14 protein-coding genes and 3 tRNA genes are annotated in these 14,137 nt (G+C 40.1%); all 17 read right to left on the reverse strand.

Going from position 1 to position 14,137, the window contains the following annotated elements:
- Nucleotides 1–43: 43 nt before the first annotated feature.
- Complete coding sequence (rpoB, locus tag KDU71_RS01160) at nt 44–3,853, reverse strand: DNA-directed RNA polymerase subunit beta (RefSeq protein ID WP_212188057.1); 3,810 nt, start codon at nt 3,851–3,853, stop codon at nt 44–46.
- A gap of 100 nt (nt 3,854–3,953) precedes the next feature.
- Nucleotides 3,954–4,331, reverse strand: a complete 378-nt coding sequence (rplL, locus tag KDU71_RS01165) for a 50S ribosomal protein L7/L12 (RefSeq protein WP_212188058.1) — start codon at nt 4,329–4,331, stop codon at nt 3,954–3,956.
- A 33-nt stretch (nt 4,332–4,364) separates the two neighbouring features.
- Nucleotides 4,365–4,883, reverse strand: a complete 519-nt coding sequence (gene rplJ / locus KDU71_RS01170) for a 50S ribosomal protein L10 (protein ID WP_212188059.1) — start codon at nt 4,881–4,883, stop codon at nt 4,365–4,367.
- 28 nt (nt 4,884–4,911) lie between these two features.
- The gene (gene rplA / locus KDU71_RS01175; protein WP_212188060.1) at nt 4,912–5,607 is read right to left on the reverse strand and encodes a 50S ribosomal protein L1; all 696 of its coding nucleotides are present in this window, start codon (nt 5,605–5,607) and stop codon (nt 4,912–4,914) included.
- 19 nt (nt 5,608–5,626) lie between these two features.
- Entirely contained in the window at nt 5,627–6,070 is a 444-nt protein-coding gene (rplK, locus tag KDU71_RS01180; RefSeq protein ID WP_212188061.1) for a 50S ribosomal protein L11, read from the reverse strand.
- A 107-nt stretch (nt 6,071–6,177) separates the two neighbouring features.
- Nucleotides 6,178–6,723 carry a transcription termination/antitermination protein NusG gene (nusG, locus tag KDU71_RS01185; protein ID WP_212188062.1) on the reverse strand — a complete coding sequence of 182 codons (546 nt, stop codon included), beginning with the start codon at nt 6,721–6,723 and terminating at the stop codon, nt 6,178–6,180.
- Between the two features lie 20 nt (nt 6,724–6,743).
- Nucleotides 6,744–6,938, reverse strand: a complete 195-nt coding sequence (gene secE / locus KDU71_RS01190) for a preprotein translocase subunit SecE (protein WP_212188063.1) — start codon at nt 6,936–6,938, stop codon at nt 6,744–6,746.
- Nucleotides 6,939–6,997: 59 nt separating this feature from the next.
- A tRNA-Trp gene (locus KDU71_RS01195) sits at nt 6,998–7,070 on the reverse strand.
- Nucleotides 7,071–7,119: 49 nt separating this feature from the next.
- A complete protein-coding gene (gene tuf, locus KDU71_RS01200) occupies nt 7,120–8,307 on the reverse strand; it encodes an elongation factor Tu (protein ID WP_212188064.1) in 1,188 nt (395 codons plus the stop codon).
- 83 nt (nt 8,308–8,390) lie between these two features.
- Nucleotides 8,391–8,463, reverse strand: a tRNA-Gly gene (locus KDU71_RS01205).
- Nucleotides 8,464–8,538: 75 nt separating this feature from the next.
- Nucleotides 8,539–8,621, reverse strand: a tRNA-Tyr gene (locus KDU71_RS01210).
- Between the two features lie 190 nt (nt 8,622–8,811).
- A complete protein-coding gene (hpf, locus tag KDU71_RS01215) occupies nt 8,812–9,111 on the reverse strand; it encodes a ribosome hibernation-promoting factor, HPF/YfiA family (RefSeq protein ID WP_212188065.1) in 300 nt (99 codons plus the stop codon).
- Nucleotides 9,108–10,013: a tyrosine-type recombinase/integrase gene (locus tag KDU71_RS01220; RefSeq protein WP_212188066.1), complete on the reverse strand. Its 906-nt coding sequence runs from the start codon at nt 10,011–10,013 to the stop codon at nt 9,108–9,110. Before KDU71_RS01220 ends, hpf begins: the two co-directional genes overlap by 4 nt.
- A 74-nt stretch (nt 10,014–10,087) precedes the next feature.
- Nucleotides 10,088–10,279, reverse strand: a complete 192-nt coding sequence (rpsU, locus tag KDU71_RS01225; protein ID WP_212188067.1) for a 30S ribosomal protein S21 — start codon at nt 10,277–10,279, stop codon at nt 10,088–10,090.
- 167 nt (nt 10,280–10,446) lie between these two features.
- Nucleotides 10,447–11,370 (reverse strand): helix-hairpin-helix domain-containing protein, encoded by a 924-nt coding sequence (locus tag KDU71_RS01230; protein WP_212188068.1) that lies wholly within the window; start codon nt 11,368–11,370, stop codon nt 10,447–10,449.
- A 9-nt stretch (nt 11,371–11,379) separates the two neighbouring features.
- A complete protein-coding gene (locus KDU71_RS01235) occupies nt 11,380–12,696 on the reverse strand; it encodes a sodium-dependent transporter (protein ID WP_212188069.1) in 1,317 nt (438 codons plus the stop codon).
- Between the two features lie 100 nt (nt 12,697–12,796).
- Nucleotides 12,797–13,873 (reverse strand): class II fructose-bisphosphate aldolase, encoded by a 1,077-nt coding sequence (fbaA, locus tag KDU71_RS01240; protein ID WP_212188070.1) that lies wholly within the window; start codon nt 13,871–13,873, stop codon nt 12,797–12,799.
- Nucleotides 13,874–14,137: the final 264 nt, after the last annotated feature.

Raw genomic sequence — 14,137 nt, forward strand, 5'->3', positions numbered from 1 at the left:
TTATCAAGAGAGTAACACGAGGCTACTCTCTTCGATCAGACTATTATTCTAGGGTCACACTTAGTCCAAGACCTCTCATCTCATGCAACAATACATTTAAAGACTCAGGGATACCAGGCTGTGGCAGACCATCTCCTTTAACAATTGCTTCATAAGCTTTGGCTCGACCAATTACATCATCAGACTTAACTGTCAAGATCTCCTGAAGGATATTAGCTGCACCGAATGCTTCCAGTGCCCATACCTCCATCTCACCAAAACGCTGACCTCCAAACTGTGCTTTACCACCTAATGGTTGCTGAGTAATCAGTGAGTAAGGACCAATTGAACGCGCGTGCATCTTATCTTCAACCATGTGGCCCAGTTTAAGCATATAAATCACACCAACAGTTGCAGGCTGGTGGAAACGCTCTCCTGTACCTCCATCATAAAGATAAGTACGTCCATACCTTGGAACACCGGCATCGTCCGTCCATTTGTTCAGGTCATCCATCTTAGCACCATCAAAAATAGGTGTGGCAAATTTCACTCCTAGATTCAAGCCTGCCCAACCAAGAACTGTTTCATAAATCTGTCCAAGGTTCATCCTTGATGGTACCCCAAGTGGGTTCAATACGATATCTACAGGTGTTCCGTCTTCCAGGAACGGCATATCTTCAGCACGAACAATACGTGATACAATACCTTTGTTACCGTGACGACCCGCCATCTTATCACCTACTGTAATCTTACGTTTCTTGGCGATATATACTTTGGCAAGCTGCACAATACCAGCTGGAAGTTCATCACCAATCGTCACATTGTACTTCTGGCGCTTTTCTTTCGCTTCCAACTCTTTATATTTCATCCTATAGTTATGGATAACTTTTGCAATAAGTTCATTCTTATCGTTATCTGTTGTCCACTTGTTAGGATTTACATTGATATAATCAATATCATTCAGAATCTTCTGAGTAAACTTCGTTCCTTTCGACACTACGTCTACATCATAATAGTCTTTAACTCCTTGCGAAGTTTTACCATTAACCTGTGTAAACAATTTGTCTACCAAACGTCCCTTCAATTCCTCAGTTGCCCTGATGAAATCCTCATCTATTTTGGCTATCTGACTCTTTTCTGAAGTTCTTGATTTACGATCCTTAACGATTCTAGAGAATAATTTCTTATCAATTACAACACCTTTCAATGAAGGCGAGGCTTTCAATGAAGCGTCCTTCACATCACCTGCTTTCTCACCAAAAATGGCACGAAGCAGCTTCTCTTCAGGTGTAGGATCACTTTCTCCTTTAGGTGTAATCTTACCAATCAGAATATCCCCAGGCTTGACATGAGCTCCAATACGAATCAAACCATTTTCGTCCAAATCCTTGGTAGCTTCTTCACTAACGTTAGGTATATCAGAAGTTAACTCTTCTAAACCACGCTTAGTATCACGCACTTCCAGTGAATACTCGTCAATGTGTACTGATGTAAATACATCGTCACGTACAACTTTTTCAGATATTACGATCGCATCCTCAAAGTTATATCCCTTCCAAGGCATAAATGCCACTTTCAGGTTGCGACCTAAACCAAGCTCACCCTTCTGAGTTGAATAGCCTTCTGTCAAAATCATACCTTCAGTCACACGGTCTCCCTTATGAACCAATGGCTTGATATCGATACAAGTATTCTGGTTGGTCTTCTGATATTTAACAATCGGATATCGTTTTGTCTCTCCTTCGAAGCTTACATAACGCTCGTCATCAGTAAGGTCATAACGGATTACAATCTCATCAGCATCAACGTACTCAACTACACCATCGCCTTCGGCAACAATATGTGTACGCGAATCCTGAATCAATTTTCCTTCCAAACCAGTTCCAACGATAGGTGATTCAGGACGCAACAATGGTACGGCCTGGCGCATCATGTTAGAACCCATCAATGCACGGTTCGCATCATCATGCTCAAGGAAAGGAATCAACGAAGCAGCTACAGAAGCAATTTGGTTAGGCGCAACATCCATCATGTGTACTTCGCCTGGCTCTACTACCGGAAAGTCACCTTCTTCACGTGCCTTAACACGATCATTGACGAAACGTCCATCTTCTTGCAATGGGGCGTTTGCCTGCGCAATAATTTTTGATTCTTCTTCCTCTGCTGTCAAGTATGAAACACCCTCATTCGACAAATCAACTTGTCCTTCAGTCACCTTACGGTATGGCGTTTCGATAAAACCAAGATCATTAATCTTAGCATAAACACACAATGAAGAAATCAAACCAATGTTTGGTCCTTCAGGTGTTTCAATCGGACAAAGACGTCCGTAGTGTGTATAGTGAACGTCACGCACCTCGAAACCGGCTCTTTCACGTGAAAGACCACCTGGTCCAAGCGCTGACATACGTCTTTTGTGAGTAATCTCAGCCAATGGGTTAGTTTGATCCATGAACTGAGACAGTGCGTTTGTACCAAAGAAACTGTTGATAACAGAAGAAAGTGTCTTGCTATTAATCAGGTCAATTGGCGTAAACACTTCGTTGTCACGCACATTCATTCGCTCACGAATTGTACGTGCCATACGAGCTAAACCAACACCGAATTGATTAGCCATTTGTTCACCAACGGTTCTTACACGACGGTTACTTAAGTGGTCAATATCATCAACGTCAGTTTTTGAATTGATCAACTGAATCAGGTGTTTGATAATAGCAATGATATCATCGCGTGTCAACACTTTAGTTTCCCAATCCGTACTTAGGTTCAGTTTTTTATTTAATCGATAGCGTCCTACTTCTCCTAAATCATAACGCTTGTCAGAGAAGAATAACTTATCAATTACGTCGCGTGCTGTTGCCTCATCAGGTGGCTCAGCATTACGTAGCTGTCGATAGATGTGAACAACCGCTTCTTTTTCGGAGTTACATGGGTCCTTTTGAAGCGTATTGTAGATGATGGCAAAATCAGAAAGGTTTTGATTCTCCTTATGGAGTAAAATTGTTTTTGCTCCGGAGTCAATAATTTCGTCTACGTGTTCATCAGTAATAACGGTTTCACGATCGATAATCACTTCGTTACGTTCGATCGATACAACTTCACCTGTATCCTCATCTACAAAATCCTCTATCCAACTTTTAAGAACACGAGCTGCCAGCTTACGGCCAACAACTTTTTTAAGACTCGCCTTATTAACTTTAATTTCGTCTGCCAAATCGAATATTTCAAGGATGTCTTTATCTCCTTCGTATCCGATGGCTCTTAACAGTGTTGTTACAGGTAGTTTCTTTTTCCTGTCGATGTAGGCATACATCACACTGTTGATATCGGTTGCAAACTCAATCCATGACCCTTTGAAAGGGATTATTCGTGCAGAGTATAACTTTGTACCATTAGCGTGTACACTTTGGCCGAAGAAAACACCAGGCGAACGGTGTAACTGGCTAACAACAACACGCTCAGCTCCATTAATAATGAAGCTACCCTTATCGGTCATATAAGGGATAGTTCCCAAGTAAACATCTTGTACCACAGTATCGAAATCCTCATGCTCAGGATCCGTACAGTACAACTTTAACTTGGCTTTAAGAGGTACACTGTAGGTTAAACCTCTTTCAATGCACTCAGGGATGGTGTAACGAGCAGGGTCAATCGAGAAATCAAGAAACTCAAGAACAAAATTGTTTCTTGTGTCGGTAATCGGAAAATTCTCGTTGAATACCTGGTACAACCCCTCCTTTGTCCGCTCTTCAGGGGTAGTACCCATCTGAAAAAATTCGCGGAAAGATTTTAATTGAACCTCCAGTAAATCAGGATAATTCAACCTGTTCTGGATGGAAGCAAAACTAATCCTTTCTGTAGTATTTGGAGTCATCTATCAACTAATTTATTGAACCTAAAATATAAAAGCACAAAAAGGTTTAGGAGTCAGCTTCCGCTGATTCCTAAACCGGATATCCTATATAGGACCAAAATTACTTAAGTTCAACTTCTGCTCCCGCTTCTTCTAACTGAGATTTTAATGCTTCAGCTTCTTCTTTAGTAACTTTCTCCTTCAATGGAGCTGGAGCTTTGTCAACTAATTCTTTAGCTTCTTTAAGACCAACGCCAGTCATTTCTTTCACTAACTTAACGATAGCTAATTTAGAACCACCAGCAGCTTTCAAAATTACGTCGAATTCTGTTTGCTCAGCAGCACCACCAGCTTCGCCACCAGCAGCAGGACCTGCAACAGCTACAGCTGCGGCAGCAGGTTCGATACCATACTCTTCTTTTAATACTTCAGCAAGTTCGTTAACTTCTTTAACAGTTAAATTTACTAACTCTTCAGCAAGCTTCTTGATATCAGCCATTTTTCTATTTATTAAATATTGTTTGTACTTTTATTATTCTTTTTCTGCTAAGGTTTGTAATAAACCATGTATTGTTGAACCTCCTGATTGAAGCGCAGAAACAACATTCTTCATTGGAGACTGTAGTAATCCGATTACATCGCCAAGTAACTCGTCCTTAGACTTAATGTTACATAATGCCTCAAGTTGGTCAGCACCTACGTAAAGTGATTCCTCTACATACGCACCTTTTAAGCTTGGTTTCTCTTTTCCTTTAGAGAATTCCTTAATCAACTTGGCAGGAACGTTACCAGTGTTCGAAAACATGATAGCGGTTGTTCCTTTTAATGTTTCATAAAGCTCTTCGTACTCGCCCTCGTGTTGCTCCAAAGCTTTCTTGAAAATGGTATTTTTTACCATGACCATCTTCACTTCTTTGCTGAAGCACTCGCGACGTAACTTACTACTATTTTCAGCATTCAAACCACCTGCTTCAGTCACATAAAAGTGGCTGTACTCGTTTAAGTTTGAAAGCAATTCGTTGACTAATGTACTTTTATCTTCTTTTCTCATGATTCCTTTGTTCTTTAAAAGTTAAACATTAAGCATCAACCGACTTAGGTTCGATGCGAATACCAGGACTCATGGTACTAGAAAGACTAATACTTTTTACGTAAGTTCCTTTAGCAGCTGAAGGCTTAAGCTTCATAATAGTGCTCATAAATTCCTTTACGTTGTCAACAATCTTATCTTCAGTAAATGATACTTTACCGATTGAGGTATGAACAATACCGTAGCGATCCACTTTAAAGTCAATCTTACCAGCCTTAACTTCGTTAACAGCTTTAGCGATGTCCATAGTTACAGTACCACTCTTTGGGTTTGGCATCAAACCACGAGGACCTAATATACGTCCAAGAGCACCTACTTTAGCCATCACGCTAGGCATTGTTATGATCACGTCTACATCAGTCCAACCGCCTTTGATTTTCTCGATGTATTCGTCCAATCCAACATGATCCGCACCTGCAGCTTTAGCCTCTTCTTCCTTGTCAGGAGTACACATTACTAGAACGCGTGTTTCCTTACCAGTTCCATGAGGTAAAGTTACAACCCCTCTAACCATTTGATTTGCTTTACGAGGGTCAACTCCTAAACGCACATCAACATCCACAGAGGCATCAAATTTGGTAGTGGTGATTTCCTTTACCAATTTTGCTGCATCCTCAAGAGAATATTGCTTTGAGGTGTCGAATTTTTCTAACGCTAACTTTTTATTTTTTGTTAGTTTTGTCATTTTCGCAAAAAGGTCTTAATTAGTTACTACCAGGGAATTCTCCACTTACGGTTACTCCCATACTTCGGGCGGTACCGGCGATCATCCTCATTGCAGATTCTACTGTAAAACAATTCAAGTCAGCCATCTTGTCTTCAGCAATTGTTCTTACCTGTTCCCAGGTTACAGAACCAACTTTCTTACGGTTAGGTTCTGGTGAACCACCTTTAAGTTTAGCTGCTTCCATAATTTGAACGGCTGCCGGAGGTGTTTTAATGACAAAGTCAAATGACTTATCTTTGTACACCGAGATGACCACAGGTAAAACTTTTCCAGCTTTTTCCTGTGTTCTGGCATTGAATTGCTTACAGAATTCCATAATGTTCACCCCTTTAGCACCTAAAGCTGGTCCTACCGGAGGCGAAGGATTTGCTGCACCACCTTTGATCTGAAGTTTGATAAAGGTTTCTACTTCTTTAGCCATTGTAGCAATTCGTATTTATTAATAAATATATAGTTTAGAGGTATAAAAAGTATTGCACTTGTAGATGCAAACGTTACGTTTACATGGAAGCCATTACTACTAAGTCACTATTCCTTTTCAACCTGCATAAAACTCAACTCTAATGGTGTCTTTCGTCCGAAAATTTTCACCATCACTTTTAATTTCTTCTTCTCTTCGTTAACTTCCTCAATTAAGCCATTGAATCCATTAAATGGACCATCAATTACTTTGATTGTTTCACCAACAAAGTAAGGTACATTGATTTCCTCATCGGTCTCATTCAATTCGTCAACCTTACCTAATATACGGTTAACCTCCGATTGACGCAATGGTACCGGCATATCATCATTATCATTGAGGAATCCGATAACATTAGGAATATTTCTAAGGATATGTGGTATTTCACCCACCATCGCCGCTTCAACCAAAACGTAACCTGGCAAATAAGGACGCTCCTTACTTACTTTTTTACCGTTACGAATCTGGTAAACTTTTTCGGTGGGAATTAATACCTGGCTAACGTAATCAGTCAGCTTAAGGCCGGCGATTTCGCTCTCCACATATTCTTTAACCTTCTTCTCTTTTCCTCCGATTGCACGAAGGACATACCATTTCTTACTGACTTCTGCCATTATTTGAGAGTCCTTATAAATTAGTAAAGGCGTTTATATACCCAGTCAAGAATTGTATCAAACGAATAATCCATTGCAAAGACAACGCCTGCTATAATCACTGAGGCTACCATTACCACGATAGCACTGTTAGTCAGTTCTGACCAACTTGGCCATGATGTCTTATGAATTAGTTCATTCTGAACATCCTTGAAATATGCTGTTATCTTACTCATAGTATTTTTCATTAGTTTGCCGGCCCTAAATTTAAGAATCTAAAACCGGCTCTTTTGTGCACGGGAGGAGCGACTCGAACGCCCGACACCTGGTTTTGGAGACCAGTGCTCTACCAACTGAGCTACACCCGTAAAATAACCGGAAGCAGTACTTCCGGTTATGGTATATTCTAATCAGTGATTAGTCAAGAATTTCAGTTACCTGACCAGCACCTACTGTACGTCCACCTTCGCGGATAGCGAAACGAAGACCTTGGTTCAATGCTACTGGGTAAATCAAATCTACAGTGATAGTTACGTTATCACCAGGCATTACCATTTCAGTTCCTTCTGGAAGAGTAATCTCACCTGTTACGTCAAGCGTACGCAGGTAGAACTGAGGACGGTACTTATTGTGGAAAGGAGTGTGACGACCACCTTCTTCTTTCTTCAATACATAAATCTCACCTTTGAACTTAGAGTGAGGAGTGATTGAACCTGGCTTAGCTAATACCATACCACGCTTAATCTCTTTCTTGTCGATACCACGTAATAACAGACCTACGTTATCACCAGCTTCACCGCGATCAAGAATCTTACGGAACATCTCAACACCAGTACATACAGTCTTCTTACCTTCAGCACCAAGACCGATGATTTGCATTTCTTCACCTGAGTTGATAACACCAGTTTCGATACGACCTGTAGCTACAGTACCACGACCAGTGATAGAGAATACATCCTCAACAGGCATCAAGAATGGCTTTTCAACGTCACGTGGAGGAAGTGGAATCCACTCATCTACAGCGTTCATCAATTCCATTACTTTTTCAACCCACTCTTCTTCACCGTTCAATGCTCCAAGAGCAGAACCCATGATTACTGGAGAATCATCACCTTCGAACTCGTAGAAGCTCAATAGATCACGAACTTCCATTTCAACTAGTTCAAGAAGCTCTTCGTCATCTACCATATCAACTTTGTTCAAGAATACAACGATCTTAGGAACGTTTACCTGACGACAAAGCAGGATGTGCTCACGAGTTTGTGGCATAGGACCATCAGTAGCAGCACATACAAGAATAGCACCGTCCATCTGGGCAGCACCAGTTACCATGTTCTTAACGTAGTCGGCGTGACCTGGACAGTCAACGTGTGCGTAGTGACGATTTTCAGTTTGATACTCAACGTGAGCAGTATTAATTGTAATACCCCTTTCTTTTTCTTCAGGAGCGTTATCAATTTGATCGAAGTCTTTCACTTCAGAAAGTCCTTTGTCCGCCAATACTTTAGTAATTGCAGCAGTCAAGGTAGTTTTACCGTGGTCAACGTGACCAATGGTTCCGATATTAACGTGAGGCTTCGTTCTTACAAATGTTTCTTTAGCCATAACTCGAAATATTAGACAATTAGATATAAATTAAATCTTAATTTAAAGCATTTTAAGGAATCATTATCACAGCTCCAAAAGAGAGCGGGAGACGGGGCTCAAACCCGCGACCCTCAGCTTGGAAGGCTGATGCTCTATCAACTGAGCTACTCCCGCATTTTTCGCAGGACGTTAAAGATAAGTAAATTAAACTTCAATGTCAGCAAAAAACAGATTTTGTTCCTAAAAAAGTGGGGAGAGCAGGATTCGAACCTACGAAGACATAAGTCAGCGGAGTTACAGTCCGCCCCAGTTGGCCACTTTGGTATCTCCCCATTGATTTTTCAATAATATTTAAAGACCGTTGTTAGTTTCAAAACACTAACTTTATTTCATTTTAATAGGCCGATAACCTTGGTCAATCAGCCTATTTATAGCGCTTTAGAGCACTTCTACTACCCTAAAATCGGTGTGCAAATGTATAATTAATTTTCAAGAACACAAAAAAATAAATCTTTTTTTTATCTATTTAGCTCTCACCTTTTCCTTCCATTTAATCAGCTGCTTACGCAGGGCATCAACTGACAAATCCACCCCCTCTTCAAATGTCTTACATTGCTTTTTCGCAAACAGCTCTCCCCCCGGAATATTCAGACTTATCTCTGTCACTTTATTCTCCGTTGAGTCAGACTTATCTAACTTCAGAATCACCTCGGCTGAAACAATCCCATCAAAGAACTGCCCCATTTTCCCAACTTTTTGCTGAATAAACTCCTCTAACTGTGCAGACGCAGTAAAGCGTACGGATTGAATTGTAATATTCATAAATAATCCTCCATCTTTTCGGCTCTTGGATGAGCCTGTTTATAAATAGAATTTAATTGCGCATAAGTATTGTGTGTATAAACCTCTGTTGCTGCCAGATTAGCATGTCCCATCAATTCCTTTATGGCATTCAAATCAGCTCCCCTGTTTAACAAAGCCGTTGCAAACGAATGCCGAATTACATGAGGACTTTTCTTTGCCACTGTTGAAACCTGCCCCAAATACCTGTTTACCACCCGGTAAACCAATTTGTGATAGACAGGCAACCCCTTTTCAGTTAAAAAAATGTGCCTACCTGAGCAATCCGGAAACTCACTATCCTTGCTCTTTAGATAACCAACAAGTGAAACTTTTAGTTCCGGAATAATAGGAATAATCCGTTCTTTATTCCGCTTCCCTTTTACTTTCAATAATCCATTAGCTAAATCAAGCTGCTCAATTGTCAAGCCGGCTAATTCAGAAAGGCGCATACCGGTATTGTAAAACATCTCGATAATCAAACGATCACGCTGCCCTTTGAATCCCTTCCCGAAATCAACTTTATCAAGCAACAAATCCATTTCCTGCTCCTTAACAAACACAGGCAAACGCTTAGGAAGTTTTGGAACAGAAACATATTCCGCCACATTGGTCTCCACAACACCCTGTTGCATCAAATACCGAAATAAAACTTTAAGTGTAGAAATTTTACGGGTTACCGATCGTGCTGTTACACCATCATTAACCAACTTAACAACCCAGGATCGGATTGTTTTCGAAGTAACTTCATTCCAGAACCCTATATCACAACCATTCAAATACTCACAAAACTGATTAACATCCGTCTTGTAGGCAGTGATCGTATGCGGAGAATTTCTCCGCTCAAATTCCAGATATTTAAAGAAAGAATCTAAGTATTGCATCAACAGAGGGTGTCCTTTTATGCTTTAAACGAATATACGAAAAAAGCAGTAAACAGACGCCCTCCGCAAGCAATTTATTCAGACTCGCGCTGCAATTGCTCGATGTATATAGCTTTTTTTACTTGCTCTCTTCTGATTACAGATGGCTTAGTAAATGCCTGACGCGATCTCAACTCACGCATAGCACCAGTCTTTTCGAATTTTCTTTTGAATTTTTTAAGAGCTCTTTCGATGTTTTCGCCCTCTTTAATAGGAATTACTATCATAACGCTTACTTTTTATTTGGACCGCAAAATTAGTCATTAAACCGCAAAATTTCAACAGCTTGAAGCATTTTCACTACCCAACCTTAATTTTTTGCAGCTGCAAAGAAAATGAAGTTTAGTGATTACAACAAATTTTCGCCCTTATTTTTTCAATGAATTATTGCTATTTACCTGACATCAACAACAAAATACCTGGCCAACAGCTGCATGTCAGCTTTAGCAAAAGAGAGTGAATCACGAAACTGCATTATTGAATTGAGTTGACCAGCCTTTCGAATCTCATAAATATCCTTGGCCATATAAAAATCAAGGTACGGATGGTTCTTCATCTGTTTCAGGCTGGCTTTTGTAATATCCATTGGCATCACCAGTTTATCATCCACTTTAAGGTACTCTCTGTTTTGCTCAATCACTTGCATCGAAAGCCCATACACCTCACCCAGCTGTTCAACAGAACAATAACCGCCTATCCTATTTCGATAAGCCACAATACGCTTTGACAGCACCGGACCAATTCCCCTTAACAAGGCAAACATGGCCGTGTCTGCACTATTAATTTCTATTGTCAATTTTGGCCTGACATCCACAAGCACCTCAGTTTTCTGGTGTGTTTTTATATGCTCATCTTCACGTTCCACAATATTATTTGCAGCATAACTCAACCATTTCTTAGTCTGATAGCTTGCTTTCTGACCCACATCATCGCAAAGGATATAGTTTTCGAGCTTAGCATACAACACTGAATCCACTCCATAAATACTCTTAAGCTTCTCCGGCGTTTTGATTTTCCCTCCCGCTTCTCTGTATTTTAATAGATTTATAATAGCATGAGTGGAGAAACCCAGGATTTGCAACCTACTTACGCTCTCATGATTGGGATTAAAAAAGAAAACAGTATCCGGCTTAGTTTTCCTGGAGACGTCTTTTGAAACACTAACACCTTCAGCCCATGCAATTAATTCTTGATCCACATAAACTTTGCTCTCGCGCGGCGTAATAAAAAAAACACTACCAACTAATACAAGTAGAACTACCAGCGTCAATAAAGCAAGCTGCTCTCTTTTTGATAGTGTCAGTAAATCGCGCCACATATTTAAAGGTTACAGTAAACCAAGACCATGTAAGAATACAGCACTAATAGCCAATGGAGCTATAAACTTGAGAATAACCATCAATATGCCTGTCAGGTAAATCTTACCACCGTGTGCTTTCAGTTCATCTGCTACTTTTGCCCTACCAAGCACCCATCCTGCAAAAACAGCTATCAAAATACCACCTAAAGGCAATAATATATTTGAAGAGGTCCAGTCGAAGAATTTAAATGCGCCATCAGACAATACACAGAACGCTCCCAATACTGATATACTACTCGCAGCAATAATAGTTGCCTTCTTACGGGTCAAACCAAGTTCTTCTACAAAATAGGCGACCACAACTTCCAACAAAGAAACAGATGAAGTGAGCGCCGCAATCACCAGTAGAATAAAGAATGCGACAGAAAAGATATACCCTCCTTGCATGCTATTAAATACATTTGGCAACGTTTCAAAAACTAAACCAGGACCCGAACTTGGATCGATACCAAAGGCAAAAACGGCCGGAAAAATAGCCACCCCCGCCAGTACGGCAATTAAACTATCTGCAAAAGAAACAGAGACAGCAGTATGAATCAGGTTTTCTTTCTTTTGAATGTAAGAACCATATGTGGCTATCACACCCATACCAATACTCAAAGAAAAGAAGGCCTGACCTAAAGCCTCAAGTATTACATCTCCACTTAGCTTTGAAAAATCAGGTTTAAACAAAAAAGCTAAACCAGCTTGCGCACCTTCAAGACTAACCGACTTGATACTTAAGATGATAATAATAACCAGCAATAAAGGCATTAAAATCTTCGTATATTTTTCAATACCATTTTTCACACCTCCTATCACTATACCAGCGGTCAATATCATAAAAACACCAACCCACACCAGAGGGCCAACTGTGGAGGATTGAAACTCACTAAAGAAAGCACTTAACTCTGATGGTGTCATACCCGATAAACTATCGGTTATGGCCAGATAAGTGTATTCCATGGTCCAGCCAGCAACAACAGCATAAAATGCGAGAATCATAAAAGCCGCGCCAACTCCCATTATACCAACCGACATAAACAGTGGTTTATCAGGAGCCAGTGTTCGGAAGGCACCGAATACACTTTTTTGAGCCCTACGTCCTATCAATAATTCAGACAACATTACAGGCAGACCAATCATCACAATAAAAAGAAGGTAAACCAACAAAAAGGCACCCCCACCATTTTCACCAGCAACATAAGGGAAACGCCATATATTCCCTAAACCTACAGCTGAACCTGCCGCTGCAGCAATAACTCCAAACTTATTTGTAAAACCATCTCTTGATGTAGCACTCATACTTACTTGTTATTTAATTCGTTACAATATAATTAAAAAAGAGGCACCAAGTACAAAACCCGTGCCTCTTTATAATGATATTTAAACTCTTAAGTTTTTTTTACAGACGATCGATGCAGTTTAGGTCTTCGAAAGCCACCTTTAAACGCTCAACCAAAGTCTCTTGTCCTTTACGTAACCATACGCGAGGATCATAGTACTTCTTATTTGGTTTGTCGTCACCTTCTGGATTTCCAATCTGACCTTGCAGGTAATCGCGATTAGCAGCCTCAAACTTACGGATACCATCCCAAGTAGCCCACTGCGTATCAGTATCAATATTCATCTTGATAACGCCATAGCTGATTGCTTCGCGAATTTCCTCAAGTGTAGAACCTGAACCACCATGGAAAACAAAGTTAACAGGCTTTTCTGCTGTATTATGCTTCTTCTGGATGTATTTCTGAGAATCATCAAGGATAGATGGCTTCAATACAACGTTACCTGGCTTGTAAACACCGTGTACATTACCGAATGAAGCTGCAACAGTAAAGTTTGGAGACACTTCCAACAATTGCTCGTATGCATAACATACTTCCTCTGGCTGAGTGTAAAGCAATGCATTATCTACATCAGAATTGTCAACACCATCTTCTTCACCACCTGTAATACCTAACTCAATCTCTAAAGTCATACCCATTTTGCTCATGCGAGCTAAGTATTCTTTACAGATAGCAATATTTTCTTCTAATGGCTCCTCTGAAAGATCAAGCATGTGTGAGCTAAATAAAGGCTTACCAGTTTCTGCAAAATGCTTTTCGCTGGCATCCAATAATCCATCAATCCAAGGCAATAATTTCTTAGCAGCGTGGTCTGTGTGCAACACAACAGGTACACCATAAGCTTCAGCCAAAGTATGAACATGCTTAGCAGCCGAAACAGCACCCAATACCTGTGCTTGCTGACCTTCCAACTTTAAACCTTTACCAGCATAGAATGCAGCTCCACCATTTGAAAGCTGAATCATTACAGGAGAGTTAACTGCCTTTGCAGCCTCAAGAATACCATTAATTGAATCTGTACCAACAACATTTACAGCAGGCATTGCAAAACCTTCTTCTTTTGCTACTGCTAAAAGTTTACCTAAGTCATCACCAGTAACAACACCAGGTTTTACAACATCTAATACTCGCTTCATAGCTTTTAATTTATAGTTCGAAATAATACTTTTCTAAAAAACTCTACGAAATTAGTGAAAATCATCGAGAAAAAATTACATTTTTTCACCCACTAACCTCCTATCACTTACACTTATTGTCACAAATTGATTACAAATTAAAAGCCAAACACATGACAAATATCACTTATATTTTTGTCAATCAATAGCTTTCAGCATACAAGCAGATTTAAAAACATGCAGAATTGTAAAAAAAGAGCACTTTGCAATTCTAAAAATTCAACA

This window comes from Carboxylicivirga sediminis, assembly GCF_018156225.1.
In the GTDB taxonomy this organism is placed as follows: Bacteria; Bacteroidota; Bacteroidia; order Bacteroidales; family Marinilabiliaceae; genus Carboxylicivirga; species Carboxylicivirga sediminis.